14 protein-coding genes are annotated in these 13662 nt (G+C 45.3%); 5 read left to right on the top strand and 9 right to left on the bottom strand.

What is annotated here, in order from left to right:
• Nucleotides 1–167 precede the first annotated feature (167 nt).
• Both C9I99_RS03075 and C9I99_RS03080 read right to left on the bottom strand, forming a co-directional pair.
• Nucleotides 168–1292: an endonuclease/exonuclease/phosphatase family protein gene (locus tag C9I99_RS03075; protein ID WP_107347839.1), complete on the bottom strand. Its 1125-nt coding sequence runs from the start codon at nt 1290–1292 to the stop codon at nt 168–170.
• Nucleotides 1293–1511: 219 nt separating this feature from the next.
• Entirely contained in the window at nt 1512–2780 is a 1269-nt protein-coding gene (locus tag C9I99_RS03080) for an O-acetylhomoserine aminocarboxypropyltransferase/cysteine synthase family protein (protein ID WP_107347364.1), read from the bottom strand.
• 217 nt (nt 2781–2997) lie between these two features.
• Between C9I99_RS03080 and C9I99_RS03085 the strand changes: the two genes are divergently transcribed.
• Nucleotides 2998–4242 (top strand): anaerobic sulfatase maturase, encoded by a 1245-nt coding sequence (locus tag C9I99_RS03085; RefSeq protein ID WP_107347365.1) that lies wholly within the window; start codon nt 2998–3000, stop codon nt 4240–4242.
• Between the two features lie 14 nt (nt 4243–4256).
• Complete coding sequence (locus C9I99_RS03090) at nt 4257–5753, top strand: sulfatase family protein (protein ID WP_107347366.1); 1497 nt, start codon at nt 4257–4259, stop codon at nt 5751–5753.
• A gap of 60 nt (nt 5754–5813) precedes the next feature.
• Here the strand turns inward: C9I99_RS03090 and C9I99_RS03095 are convergent, their stop codons facing one another.
• On the bottom strand, nt 5814–6485 hold the full coding sequence (locus tag C9I99_RS03095; protein WP_107347367.1) for a Crp/Fnr family transcriptional regulator: 672 nt from the start codon (nt 6483–6485) through the stop codon (nt 5814–5816).
• Nucleotides 6486–6806: 321 nt separating this feature from the next.
• Here C9I99_RS03095 and C9I99_RS03100 point away from each other — a divergent pair, with 321 nt between their 5' ends.
• The gene (locus C9I99_RS03100) at nt 6807–8426 is read left to right on the top strand and encodes a peptide ABC transporter substrate-binding protein (RefSeq protein WP_208113339.1); all 1620 of its coding nucleotides are present in this window, start codon (nt 6807–6809) and stop codon (nt 8424–8426) included.
• Nucleotides 8427–8483: 57 nt separating this feature from the next.
• Here C9I99_RS03100 and rodA read toward each other — a convergent pair whose 3' ends face one another.
• Both rodA and C9I99_RS03110 read right to left on the bottom strand, forming a co-directional pair.
• Entirely contained in the window at nt 8484–9566 is a 1083-nt protein-coding gene (gene rodA, locus C9I99_RS03105) for a rod shape-determining protein RodA (protein WP_107347369.1), read from the bottom strand.
• Nucleotides 9567–9650: 84 nt separating this feature from the next.
• Nucleotides 9651–10124, bottom strand: coding sequence for a hypothetical protein (locus tag C9I99_RS03110; RefSeq protein WP_107347370.1), 474 nt, complete (start codon nt 10122–10124; stop codon nt 9651–9653).
• A 235-nt stretch (nt 10125–10359) separates the two neighbouring features.
• On the opposite strand from C9I99_RS03110, the gene C9I99_RS03115 reads away from it, so the two are divergent.
• Both C9I99_RS03115 and C9I99_RS03120 read left to right on the top strand, forming a co-directional pair.
• Complete coding sequence (locus C9I99_RS03115; protein WP_107347371.1) at nt 10360–10833, top strand: outer membrane lipoprotein; 474 nt, start codon at nt 10360–10362, stop codon at nt 10831–10833.
• Between the two features lie 89 nt (nt 10834–10922).
• A complete protein-coding gene (locus C9I99_RS03120; protein ID WP_107347372.1) occupies nt 10923–11585 on the top strand; it encodes an alpha/beta hydrolase in 663 nt (220 codons plus the stop codon).
• 83 nt (nt 11586–11668) lie between these two features.
• Here the strand turns inward: C9I99_RS03120 and C9I99_RS03125 are convergent, their stop codons facing one another.
• The 4 genes from C9I99_RS03125 to C9I99_RS27130 all read right to left on the bottom strand — a co-directional run bounded on the left by C9I99_RS03125 (nt 11669) and on the right by C9I99_RS27130 (nt 13605).
• A complete protein-coding gene (locus C9I99_RS03125; RefSeq protein WP_107347373.1) occupies nt 11669–12295 on the bottom strand; it encodes a 3'-5' exonuclease in 627 nt (208 codons plus the stop codon).
• Between the two features lie 51 nt (nt 12296–12346).
• Nucleotides 12347–12769, bottom strand: coding sequence for a DUF3859 domain-containing protein (locus C9I99_RS03130; RefSeq protein ID WP_107347374.1), 423 nt, complete (start codon nt 12767–12769; stop codon nt 12347–12349).
• A gap of 130 nt (nt 12770–12899) precedes the next feature.
• A complete protein-coding gene (locus C9I99_RS03135; protein WP_107347375.1) occupies nt 12900–13322 on the bottom strand; it encodes an Hsp20/alpha crystallin family protein in 423 nt (140 codons plus the stop codon).
• Nucleotides 13323–13428: 106 nt separating this feature from the next.
• Nucleotides 13429–13605 carry a hypothetical protein gene (locus C9I99_RS27130; RefSeq protein WP_166645357.1) on the bottom strand — a complete coding sequence of 59 codons (177 nt, stop codon included), beginning with the start codon at nt 13603–13605 and terminating at the stop codon, nt 13429–13431.
• Nucleotides 13606–13662: the final 57 nt, after the last annotated feature.

A 13662-nucleotide genomic window follows, 5' to 3' on the forward strand; every position in this document is an offset into this window, starting at 1 on the left:
ATTAATAAAGTGGTGTGATGCTAAAGGTTTATTGCTTTCGTTTTTGCAGTATTGATCACTTTATTGCTTGTTGAGTGTATCGATTTGCATGTCATTGTGAGGGGTGTCTTACAATCTGTCGCTTAGTTGAACGAAATGCGCGGCTTTAACCCGTTAGCTATGCATTGCTATTGCCGGACGCGAAGCGTGATCATCACAATGGCATGATCCGTGCTATGGCTATCGATATCATAAGACGAGTTGATGAGGTGGCGGTCATAAAGGTGGTAGTCATAGACTTCCGCCATGCTTTCATTGAAGCTTGGATCGAATTCGCCACTTAGTAAAATGTAATCGAGTACCATGCCTTTTGCACCGTAATAGAAGGTATACGGTGCTGGACGTTTTGTGGCTGCAGGTAAGACGAGATCAGCGATATTATCAACTGAACCATTCTGCTGGTAGTCGATGTTCTCACGGTGGCAGAGGCTTGACTGAAACAGTTGCCAACTGTGTTGCAGACGATAGCACTGTGAAATTGATCGTGAAAGGTCATCTTTTATTTGCCTTGCTCCATAAGACAGCAAATGATGCAAAACACTGGTCTCTAATTCATCATTAAAGTCGCCCATTAACATGACGGGATATCCGGATTCACTTTTACGTGACCATATGGCATTGATCAGATGCGCAGCTTCGGCGCTTCTCTGTTGGGTGGAGGCCCATTGGCCAAGCACTTCTGAACGTAAAACCTCAACGGTTTTTTGATAATCAGAAACGTCAGGAGTATTTTTCTGAGAGAAACCTTCATCGGCAATAGCTCGTTTGGATTTGAAGTGCACTACATAACAGTCACACGGGCCTATTTGTGGCAGTTGAATTGTTGCTCTTAGTGGTTTGCGGCTAAATTCAAAGCTGTTATTGAGTCTAAGTGGTGCATTGAGCTGAGTATCTTCTATGACTGCATGAACCTCAGTAATGGGGAAGCGCGAAGCAATGGCAACAACCGGGCTATCGTAAATGTAGTCACCCTCAACGTTCGGCGAATCGACAACGCCGAAGTAGGGGTAACCGGCGCTCTGGGTGAGCGCTTTTAATGATTCAGCAGAGAAGACTTCCTGAAAGCCAATCACATCAGGTTGGTGCTCAGATAGGTAGGCTAGAATCCAAGCTTGTTTTTTATCCCATTGTTCTTGTGTGTAGATGTTTTCGAAGTCATAAAAGGCATCGGGTGGGGCGAGGTAATTACATAAATTAAAGGTGGCAATTTTTATTGTGGGTTGGGTGTCATTGGTATCGACTGAATTGTGCAAGTTGCTTTCCACATGATCTATTCTCTTCTAAACATGATATACCCAAGTCAATTCAAGATGTAGTTTCAGCGAGAATTAAAAAGCTTCTAGGCAATGCGATTTTTCAAATATCTAGTGGCTCAGCACTGAAAAACAAAGGCTAAACCTGCAAAAAGTCCAAAATTGCAGAGTTTAGCCCTTCTATTGATAGTTAGTTTTGTAAGTTGGCTAGGTTACAGGTTATGCATTTAATGCCTGTTCTAGATCCTCAATAATATCGTCGATGTGCTCAATGCCTACAGAAAGACGGATCATCTCTGGGCTAACACCCGCTTGCGCTTGTTCACTTTCACTGAGTTGCCGGTGAGTGGTAGACGCTGGGTGACAGGCAAGCGATTTTGCATCACCAATATTGACTAAGCGTTTAAAGATTTTTAGGCCATCGTAGAAGCGCACGCCAGCTTCATAACCATCTTTTAAGCCGAATGACAGAATGGCCGAGGGTTTACCCTTCATATATTTCTCTGCCAGCGGGTAATAAGGTGAGTCGGACAAACCGGCATAACTTACCCAGCTCACTTTATCGTGTTGTTTTAGGTACTCAGCAACTTTCAGTGCGTTCTCGGTATGGCGCTCCATACGTAGTGGTAGGGTTTCTAATCCCTGCAGCAACATAAACGCATTCATTGGTGATAAAGCCGAACCGGTATTTCGCAGTGGTACAGTACGGGCTCTTCCAATAAAGGCTGCTTCGCCAAAAGCTTCGGTGTAGACAACACCGTGATAAGATGCTTCAGGCTGGTTAAATACGGGGAAACGTTCCTTGAACTTGGCCCAAGGGAACTTACCGGAATCCACAATCATCCCGCCTAATGTTGTGCCATGGCCGCCAACATATTTGGTCAGGGAGTGAACCACGATATCGGCACCGAACTCAATGGGTTTACATAAGGCCGGAGTCGCAACGGTGTTATCGACAATGACAGGTACACCTTGCTGATGAGCGAGCTCTGCAATTTTTTCCAAATCAACGATATTCCCAGCAGGGTTACCAATGCTCTCGCAGTAAACCGCTTTCGTATTCTCATCGATCAGCGCGGCTAGGCTCTCAGGTTTATCGTCAGGTGCAAACCGAACTTCAATCCCTTGTTTTGGCAACATATGGGCAAACAGCGTGTAAGTGCCGCCGTAGAGTTGAGGCGTAGAAATGATGTTATCGCCTGCTTCAGCAAGGGTTTGGACGGCATAGTTGATAGCCGCACTACCAGCACTGACGGCAAGGCCAGCAATGCCCCCTTCAAGCGCGGCCATACGTTTTTCCAATACATCATTGGTCGGGTTCATGATGCGGGTGTAGATGTTTCCCGGAACGGCAAGGTTAAAGAGGTCGGCACCATGCTGTGCATCATCAAACTCATAGGCGACGGTTTGATAGATTGGGGTCGCGACAGATTTTGTTGTTGGGCAGGTTTCGTATCCACTGTGTATCGAGAGTGTTTCGTCTTTCATACTGTAAGTCCTGTTTCTTCCATGATTAGCGGTGGAGCAGGAAAAAGTATGGCAAATGTTGAATAACTTTACTGCGAAGCTGCACATTAAAACCAAGAAAGTCGTCGAAAATCACATAATAAAAAGAGATTCATCGTTTTGGACAAATGTCCTATTTCTCTTTTTTGAACTTGCCTAACATCCGCTCGCAAACGATTAAACTCGCTGGTGGCTGCGGATGAATATACAAACTTGGAACCCTTCAGGCTGTCATGTAATGGCAAAACCGACAGGCTCAAAATGCAATATTGATTGCTTGTATTGCTTCTATTTAGAAAAAGAAAAACTCTACCCTGAGCGCGGTCAAGACTGGATGATGGGAGAAGTAACCTTAGATGCATATATCCAGCAGCAGATAGACGCTCAAAGTGGTAGCGAAGTCGTCTTTGCTTGGCAAGGCGGTGAACCGACATTACGTGGCCTTGCGTTTTTTGAACAAGCGGTACTGTTGCAGCAAAAGTATGGTAAGGGTAGGAAGGTGATTAATACCTTTCAAACCAACGGTATTTTGATTGATGATAAATGGTGTGCTTTTTTTAAACAGCATGATTTTCTGATTGGTATCTCTATTGATGGTCCTGCTGAACTGCATGATGTTTATCGAAAAAACCGCGCAGGAAAACCCACCCACGTTAAAGTTGAAGCTGCAATCTTGTTATTCAAACAATACAAGGTTGAATTTAATACCCTAACGGTGGTGAGCAAAACGAATGTTCACCAAGCCCTCACTGTTTATCGCTACCTAAAGCAATTAGGCAGCCAGCATATGCAATTTATTCCGTTGGTCGAAAGAAAAGCGACTGAACATACAGCCAATGGATTAACTCTGATTAACCCAGAAAGCAAAGTTTCAGGGGAGCTTTGTGACTGGTCAGTGGAGCCAAAGGCGTTTGGTGAGTTTCTTATTCAAATATTCCATGAGTGGGTTAGGTTAGATATTGGTAATGTCTATATTCAGATGTTTGAAAATACCTTCGCGCTGACGTGCGATCAACCGGCTCAAATATGTGTCTTTTCACCCCAGTGTGGCAGTGCTTTTGCCCTTGAGGCGAATGGTGATGTATATAGCTGCGATCACTACGTTTACCCTGAATATAAGCTGGGGAATATAAACGAAACAACAATCACGCAAATGAACAATAGTGAGAGTAATCGACTGTTCGGTTTGGCCAAATCGGACACGCTTTCCGGCGATTGCCGCCGATGTGAATTTCGTTCCCTCTGCCATGGCGGTTGCCCTAAGCATCGCTTTGCCATCTCGTCATCCGGGAAGCCGGATCAAAATTACCTTTGCGCAGGCTATAAAGCGTTTTTTCACTATTCGTCCCCCTATATGGCGTTAATGAAAAAGCTATATCTGAATCAGTATCCGCCTGCAGCAATCATGCAAATTATCCAAAAGAAAGAATCTCAACAGCAGTAAATGGAGTACGTGCCATGTTTAAACTAAGTGCCATTGCCAAAGGGTGTGCTTTGGCGGCGTTGTCTTGTTCGCCTTTTGTGCAAGCAACAGAAAATGTGAGTACAAATGACCAGCCAAATATCATTGTGATTATGGCTGATGATCTTGGTCAGTGGGCGACTAGCTTTCGTAACAACGATATTATCGAAACCCCTAATCTGGACTATTTAGCAGAGAATGGTGTTCGTTTCGAAAACGGTATGACACCAGCCCCGGTCAGTTCAGCTGCTCGTGCATCGTTTCATACTGGAAAAATGCCGTCACAGCATGGGGTCTATGACTTCTTGGCTGAAGATCCGAAATTCGATGCGGATTGGCTTGATGGAGAGAAACTTCTTTCTGAGCGAATGAAAGACGAGGGCTATCGTACAGCCTTGATGGGTAAGTGGCATGCGACGACTGACAGCAAAGATCCTATTCGAGGTTTTGACCGTTGGTTGAGCTACGATGCGCTGGAAGCGGGGTGGAAAAATCAGTACTTGCATTCGGGTACGGTGCTGTTCTCCAGTGATGGCGAGAACTTGGAGTACACGGGCATTCAAGCGCAATTCTTAACGGATGAAACGCTGAAGTTTATCGATCAGGATAGTGAGCAACCTTTCTTTGTAAGTTTAAACTATGTAGAGCCTCACTTTCCGTTCGAAGGACTTCCAGAGCGCTTGGTAACCAAATACCGCGGCATTGCACACAAGGTCGTGGCATTTGGTGGTAACTCTGTGCTCGAGCATATGAGTGATTACACGTTGGTGCCGGATAACCACGAAGAAACCTTGGCACAATACCTAGCGGCAGTGACCTTGTTGGATGATCAACTGGGTAAGTTGATTGATGGTCTTGAAGGGCGTGATTTACTCGACAACACTGTGATTGCATTCGTTTCTGATCATGGCCTGTTGATGGGACAATACGGTTTATACGGTAAGGTCAATGCGTCTTTCCCATACAATTATTACGAAGAGACCGTACGGATTCCGTTTGTTGTTTCAGGCCCAGAAAAGTATGTAAGGCCGAAGCAAGTGCGTGGTGAGTTTGTCGACCTGATTGATCTGCATGCTACCGTACTGGACCTAGCAGCAGGCGAGAAGCAGTCTTATGACGCCGGCTATGGGCCGGGTAAAACATTGCTACCCATGCTTAAAGGTGAGCGTGTACGTGGTTGGCGCGAATACCAATTTGCAGAGCGTGGTAATTCAAGAATGATCTCTAATGGCCATTGGAAACTTGTTCGCTATTATCCGAACCCGGAAGTGAATAAAGAGCCAGAAGATCATTGGTATGATCTAAGCAACCCGATGGGAGAGCGTTACTTGTCTGAACCACCACGAGAAGAGTTACGCGTGAAGATGATTGCTGATCTCGACGCATTCTTCGAACAATACTCAAGTGATAAATATAATGGCTTGAAGATGTGGGAGCAGGCTTACCCTAACTTCACAACGGAAGATATGCTGAAGCACGAACGCTGGAACTAATTGTTTTAGCCGTAAATACTTAACTGCTGGTCGATAGGTAATAGCAAACCTTTCGGCCAGCTATTTGTCAATTTCCATTTCTAAAATCTCTTCTAAGAGCGCACGATTGATAACTTGAATATAGTTTCTGCCTACCTCAATAGCGCCATCAACTTGCAGTTGTTTGATAATGCGGTTGTAGACGCGAATGCTAGTGCCTAACCGTTCAGATTCCAGTGTCTTATTGATATAGAGCTTTTCACCCGGTTGTTGTTCGTCAAAAGATAGCAACTCATCAATTACGCAATATTTAATCGTGTGAAGGATATTTCGTGTCATTTTTTCGACCGATAAATACCACTTCGATGTAATGTGCTTAAAAACAAACTTGGCCAGTTCAGGCGTCTGATAAATCAGCTGGGTAAACTGTTTAGTATCAAGAAGGTAGCCAGTGCACATGCTGTTTGCGCAGACAGTATAGAAGCAGGTTTTTTCTGAAAAAAGCTCCATCAAGCCAAGAAAGCCATTGTGTTTATAGGTACCAAGCTGAAATCGCCGGCCGTGTACGGTTTGGCGATGCAAAGAGATTTCACCATCCAAAATAAATAATAACTGCTCTACGTGTTGCCCCTGAGTCATCAGGGTTTGATCTTTGTCGAAGTGAGCAGGCTTGAGGGTGATACTGTCTTGATGCCGGCTCAGGTAGTCAATTAAAGTCTTAGTGTCATAGACATCTTCAGAGGTAACAAGCATAGTGATGAGTATTCTGTGTGAGGGATAGATGAGTGACGTTTCAAAACAATAGAAAAGTCACGCGAATAAATGTCAGAAAAGTATACTGTAAACCAATCGTTTTTTAGTATTCGTTTTTGTCTTTTTTAATACCGAACAACGATTGTTCCAAGTTTGCATATCAAGCTATTTCCTTATTGATTTGAAGGGCAATATAGCGTTTTATCAATAGACCCAAGTCAGTTGGGTACAAGTAACTCTGACAACGACAACAGGAAGTAGTATACCCAAGTGGCTAAAAGGTACTTGGATATATAAATCAATTATAAAAAGGACTTTGTAGTGAAGAAGTATGTTCTTTCCGCCGCTATTAGCGCTGCACTTGCTTTTCCTTCGTTTTACCTGAGCGCAGCTGATGTTCCCACTGGTGTTGAACTCGCACAAGCCCAACAATTAGTCAGGGCTAACGGTGCCGAGCCCGATACTGTCGACCCTGGTTTTGTCAGCTCCGGTAGCCCCGGTGATGTGATCGTCAATGATCTTTTCGAAGGCTTGGTGATCGAGAACCTCAATGGTGAAACGGTACCGGGTCAGGCGGAGTCTTGGTCTATCTCTGAAGACGGTAAAACGGTGACTTTTGTTTTACGTGATGGGCTTAAGTGGTCTGACGGTACACCTTTAATTGCCAATGACTTTGTCTATGCTTGGCAGCGTGCTGTCGATAGTGAAACGGGAAACAGTACAGGCTTTAATTTCCAAACCGCCAATGTCGTTAATGCCGATGAAATTGTCGCTGGAGACAAATTACCTTCTGAGTTAGGGGTGAAGGCGCAAGATGCGCGTACTTTAGTGGTATCGCTGACCCAGCCAACACCATACTTTATCAGCATGATGAGTATTAAAACCTTTTTCCCAGTGCCGCAAGCAACGGTAGAAAAGCATGGTGATAGTTGGACCCGCGCCGAGCATTTTGTCTCCAATGGTGCTTACACGCTGAAACAGTGGGTACCGAATGAAAAGGTCGAAGTGGTTAGAAATCGCCAATATCGTGATGATGATAAAACGGTGATTGAAGGTGTTACCTATCTGGCTTTGTCATCACAAAATGCTGAGCTAACCCGCTACCAAGCCGGTGAGATCCACATGACCAACCGGGTCCAGCTTGAGTATTACCAGAAACTGATGAAAGAGAGCCCTGAGCAAATTCAAGCCCTGCGTCTTCTTGGCTCCTATGTTTATGCATTTAATACTCGCGTTGAGCCTTTTGATAATGCAGATGTACGCCGGGCATTGAGTATGGTCATTGATCGTGAACTGCTGGTGGAGAAGGTGACAGGCCAAGGCGAACCCGCAGCATACGCCGTCGTACCGGATATTATTGCGGGTTACGAAAGTGCTGTACCTTCGTTTAAAGCGGATGATAGCAAGGTGCGCCTGAATGCGGCCAAAGCTTTGCTAGCAGAGGCGGGTTTTAGCCAAAGTAAACCACTCACCATCAAGCTGACTTATAACACCAGTGAAAACCACAAGAAAATTGCATTGGCAATCGCATCGATGTGGAAGCCTCTGGGTGTAAAAGTGCAGCTTAACAATATGGAGTGGAATGCGTACCTGTCAGCTAAAACGACGGGTGATTTCACCTTGGCTCGTTCTTATGCTTTCGGCGATTTTGCGGAGCCATCAGCGGTGCTCGGTAGCTTCCAGTGTGGCCATGTGAGCAATGAAACCGGATTCTGTAACAGCCAATTTGATGACTTGCTGGCGAAGGCGGCAAGCGCCTCTGAGCAGTCAGATCGTTATCAGCTGTATCATCAGGCAGAAGTTATTCTAAATGATGCCGCACCGGTGATCCCGCTTTATCACTATAACCATACGCGGTTGGTAAAAGCGGATTTGAAAGGCTTCCCTGTCAATAACCCTAAGGGTAACATTTACGCCAAGGATATGTATTTCGTTAAGTAATCCAAGGTTGAAAAAGCGCGGCATTGGCCGCGCTTTTATATCTCATCAAGAGCACCTCTATTTGCTCTTGTAAGGCTTATACAGGCACAACGACATGATAATGCCAAAGCACACACCTTGGGTGATCATCGCGGTACCGCCATAGCTAAAGAAGGGCAGTGGACTGCCCATTACAGGTAGCACACCGCTTACCATGCCCATATTGATAAATGCATACAGGAAGAAACTCAGTGACAACGCACCGCTTACTAGACGGTTGAATGTCGATTCACACTGACAAGCCAGCCAGATCACTCGACCGGTAATAAACAGGTATAAACCCAGCAAGATTAGCGTGCCGATGAATCCCCATTCTTCCGCATAGGTAGAAAAGATAAAATCAGTATGGCTTTCAGGAATAAAGCCAAGATGTCCTTGAGTGGCATTTGTCCACCCTTTGCCCCTGATACCACCAGAGCCAATCGCAATAAGGGACTGGATGATTTGATACCCGGCACCGAGTGGGTCCGATTCAGGGTCAAGAAACTGGGTCACTCGTTTCTTCTGGTATGCTTCCATGACGAAAATCCACAGCAGAGGAACGGCTGTGGCGATACCCCCAAGAAATGAGCCGATGATCTTCCAACTCATTCCCGCAAAATACAATACGAATAGCGCGTAGATAATTGTGAAGATAGCGCCATCAAGATCAGGCTGAATAAAAATCAGTCCTGCTGGAACACCCGTGACAAGAAGACACAGGCCGATTTTCTTTAGATCAGGGCGGCCGGCGTCAACAACCAACAGCCAGGCTACCATCATTGGAATAGCGACTTTGACCAATTCTGAAGGCTGGAAACGGATAGGACCAATTGCTAACCAGCGCTGAGAGCCATTGGTACTGTCGCCCATCACAATAACACCAAGCAGTAAGACGACCGCCAAGCCGTAAAGGTATGGTGCTGAATGCTGGTATTTTATGGGTGGAATGGCGGACATGATCACCAAACAAGCTAATGCAATTAAGGCACGGATAAGGTGTCGTTCGAGCATTGGTTCACTGAAGCCGCTAGCACTCCATACGGTGAGAGAGCCAAGTAGAATCAGCAAGGTAATGGCGATTAGCAGTGGATAATCAATTCTAGGTCTGTAGTTAAGCATATTTTTATGATTCGCAAGCAATAACAATTAGCGCATTGCAAAAGCAGATGCGCGTAGCGGTTGCAGTGAACCGCTGGTGAAATATCAGGTGTCGTTAGGCTTGAATCGTTGATGCTCAACGATGGCTCGGTATTGTATATTTGCTTCTTTCCACCCCCCTAGGCGGTGGTCAACTTTCAACATCATATAGGCGGACAATGGCAAAGTGGTGGCCGTCATCGCAATCATGAACCATTGTCTGACGAGTTGACGACGATGCGAATGTTGAACCGCATATTCGACAGGTTGCTCTCGTTGTTGAAGCTCTAACTGCCGCTGAGACGAAGGTGGTGAACTGAGCGTTATCCAGCCAATGGGCTCATGTTTATGGAGCGAGGAGAAATACCATTCCTCTTCATCATCCAACCTTTGATCTGATAATTCAATAATAAGCGCTAAGTGATAGCGACTGTGCTCAAAACCGGGCTGGAAAAGAAAGCTGATGTAGGTCGAGAGAGAGACAAGCGATAGCCCGAAGATCAGTGTAATGAACCTGGGTAGTGAAAGAGGTGTTTTCATTGCCTGTGTCTAAGCCAAAGCGGTTGAGGGCTTTCTAATCTCCGAGTGAGAGTAAATTATAGTGTTAGTGAAAAAATGCAATGGTTTTTGATAGCGCAACGATTTAAACACATCTGGTTGCTGGATATTTATCCATTTTTCAAGCTCATTAGACGCATACGTTGTGACACTACTTGGGTATAAAGTTGTTACCACTATACTTAAGTCAGGTTCCTACGTGACATAAGGTGTCAGTATGAAGAAATTGTTATATCCGCTTGTATTGTTGGTTAGCTTATTGGGTTTGGGGTTGGTGGGGTGCTCAAGCAATCCGTATGGCGATTCCTATGGCGTAGCTGACACACGAACAATCCAGCAGGTTCGAACTGGCGTTATCGTAAGAACGGAGCCTGTGACGATTGAAGGCGAAGGTCAAGCAGTTGGGGCCATCGCAGGTGCGGCAGTGGGTGGTATTCTGGGGTCAAAAATAGGTGGCGGTTCCGGCTCTGACATTGCAGCCATTGGTGGTGGTGTGCTGGGTGGTTATGCCGGTAGTAAAGCTGCTGAAGGGGTGACAAAGCGAAATGGTGTGAACCTGACGATAAAAATGGATGATACCGGTGAGACTATCGCGATTGTTCAAGAAGCAAACCCGAATATGATGTTCACCGTTGGTCAGAGGGTGCGAGTCAATGTTGATGGCCGAACGGCACGAGTCGTTCCTGAATAAACCCCTGAAATAAGCCACTTAAGTGAATAGCTGCTTAAGTGGCTTTACTATAAACTCATGTAATCAATTCATTGCAGGATGCAGGCTCAATGACACAACATTTATCTTCCGTAATTGTCGAACCCAATGAAACACCCAATGCTTCCGTTATCTGGCTCCATGGCCTTGGTGCCAATGGACATGACTTTGAAGCGATCCTTCCCGAGTTAAACCTACCGCCGGAAGCCGCAATCCGTTTTATCTTTCCGCACTCCCCGTCTATTCCTGTCACGATTAATGGCGGCATGGTGATGCCTGCGTGGTACGACATCCTTGAGATGGGGGCTGGGCGTAAATTGAATACAGAACAACTGTTGGACTCTGCTCGTGCTGTATCCAAGCTGGTGGATCATGAAATCGCCAGTGGAATTAGCAGTGACAGGGTGATCTTGGCTGGTTTCTCCCAAGGTGGGGCAGTCGCCTATCAAGTTGCACTGACTTATCCCGAGCCGTTGGCTGGGCTATTAGCGTTATCCACTTATTTTCCGACAGCGGATGATATTGAAATTAGCACCGCCAATAAGCAACTTGATATTGAGGTCATGCATGGCAGCTATGATCCCGTTGTCTTACCTACAATGGGTAAAGATGCCGTTGAGGCGTTGAAGCAGCAGGGCTTTACACCAAATTGGCGAGAATACCCGATGGAGCATCAGGTTTGTTATCCACAAATCAATGATATATCCAAATGGCTTCAGGCAAAATTACTGTAATAAAGGCTTTAAGTTGGGAAGGGATACCCAAGTTACTTTACTTGGGCATCTAAATGAAGATGGGTGACGGCGGTCTGCGTGAGTTAGGCTGCGAGCTTTTTAAATAAAGCGGGGATTGCCGCTTTGCTGGTTTTGCTCAATTTACGCATCGTATCAAAAGAAACTGTTTGCAGGTTAGTTTGCGTTTTTACTTCACTCACCAAACGCTGCCAGAGTCTAGCCGTCATTTCGGCATCGGCTAGCGCTCGGTGAAAAGTACCATTGTTTTCAATGTTAAGCTCGTTAACTAAAGTCCCTAACTTATGGTTAGGGACATCCTGATAAAGACGTCGCGCCAATAACATTGAACAGACAAAGCTGCCGCTGTACTGGCGGTTTAGCATTTCAAGTTCGGCATCCAGAAAACGTTGGTCGAAAGACGCATTGTGGGCAATGAGGTTATAACCTTGAATGAAGTCAGCAAATTCATCCATGACTGCATGGCAGCTTGGCGCTGACTCTAACATTTTGTTGGTGATGCCCGTGTAGCCTTCGATAAAGCTGCTGACACGAAAGCCAGGGTTCATTAGTTGCTGGAACTGATCGATCACAATGCCATTTTGAATTTTTACTGCACCAATTTCGATAGCGCGGTCGCCCATATTTGGCGAAAGGCCTGTTGTCTCAAAGTCGAGTACGATAACAGTATCTGCTGAGTGTTGTGTATACATTAGAAACCTAAGAAATTAGTGTGTGTTACGTGTACTGCTTTTACTTGGATATCAGTATCCACGTTTCTTCCAAAAGTCAGCTTCGTCTTTGGCGTAAAGGTTAAACGTCTTCTCAGCCACAACCTTACTACCAAGTTCGATTGTCATGCGCCATTTACCGATTTTATTTGCTATCGGTGCCCAAATGGTATCACCTAAGTAAAAATCCCAGTCATTTGTTCTGACATGTAATTCACCATCAAACGGCTCCAATTCCTCACCGTCCTCATCGGTAATACCCGGATGATAAATACAGTAGCGGATCTTCTCGCCACGGGCTTTCTTAATATTGACAGTGAAGCCGAATTCGATGTCAATGTCTGCAGGCACATCGGTGGTGAAGGTCTTGATTTTGGGCAGGTGCTTCGATTCCGCATCCCAGGTCGTATGGATACCATACGTCTCGATACTGACAACAGGTTTTGATTTGGCCATGAGGTAAAGAACAGCGTTGCTAAAGGAAAATGCATTATAAGGCTTAGAGAGAGATGTTTCATTCCAAATTGTGTTAAGAAAAAAGAGGCTAGCTAAGCGAGCCTCTTACTTTGTCTCTCGAAGAGCGCTATTAATTGATCTCAATATTGGTACTATCGGAAGATGTTCCTTCTAGTTTAGGAACTACAATTGTGAGGACGCCATCAGTAAAGTGTGCTTGTACGTCTTCTTGCTGGATATTGTGGCCCAGATAGAAGCTGCGCAGTAATCTTCCTTCATAGCGCTCCTTGCGAATGACTTTGCCATCTTTCTCTTCTTGGTCGTCTTTTTTGGTTACCGCTTCAATAGTCAGCGAGCCATTGGATAACTGTACAGAGATATCACTTTTATTGACTCCCGGTAAGTCCGCAGTAATTTCAAAGTTCTTCTCTTGTTCTACGATGTTGATTCGCGGTGAGTAGACATCGGCATCGAGTCTATGCCTCAACGTAGGGAAGTTGTGATCAAACATATGTGAGAAGTCGAACCATGAATCTCGAGGTACCAAGCTCATAACTGCCTCCGACTGATTGCCTAACTTTCGTTATTATTGTAGTCAAGTCGCTTGAGCTCGGCTAGATAAGTGAATTTGGCTTGATATGTATCAACTCATAAGAGGGCTAATCCCCTCCGTCACCATCCCCGTCATGGTTGCCTCCTGAGGGGGAATCATCCCCAGGGCTTCCTTTGGCATATCGGTCTAGTTCTTCAGATTCCTCATCAGGTATCTGCTGATCAACGACATTATCCTGATTGGGGTGGGTGGGGTTAAAGATATTCTTGAGCCATTCAAACATAGGCTAACCTTATTGAGAACCAGTGCGGTTTTAATGAAATTACATTATTAATACTAG

Origin of the sequence: Photobacterium lutimaris (assembly GCF_003025555.1) — a bacterium.
Taxonomy (GTDB): Bacteria; Pseudomonadota; Gammaproteobacteria; order Enterobacterales; family Vibrionaceae; genus Photobacterium; species Photobacterium lutimaris.